Source organism: Curtobacterium sp. PsM8 (assembly GCF_030433875.1).
Classification (GTDB): domain Bacteria; phylum Actinomycetota; class Actinomycetes; order Actinomycetales; family Microbacteriaceae; genus Curtobacterium.
The window spans coordinates 1-237 of the sequence record NZ_JARUXD010000187.1 but is presented as its reverse complement, the minus strand read 5'-3'; the positions used below and the strand labels follow the sequence as shown (position 1 = coordinate 237).

Annotated in this window: 1 pseudogene; it reads right to left on the bottom strand. The window is 70.5% G+C overall.

The features are described from left to right. Positions 1-237, bottom strand: a pseudogene (locus tag QCD68_RS17305) (alpha/beta hydrolase); the annotation flags it as partial.

Below are 237 nucleotides of genomic sequence, written 5' to 3'. Positions count from 1 at the left end.
CGAGGTACCCCATCACCTCCTCCGCGGACAGCGGCACCGGCTTGACGTTGTGCCGGAGGAGGGTGAGCACGTGCACCGGGTGGCGGCGGTCGTGCAGCACGTCCATCAGCGGGCGAATGAAGTGCCAGGTCTCGTAGACGCCCGGGATCACGACCACGGGAAGGCGGACGCCCGTCCGGTACTCGTCGCCGGTCGTCGGTCCCAGCCTCCCGACCTGCCACACGGCGGCGTAGACCC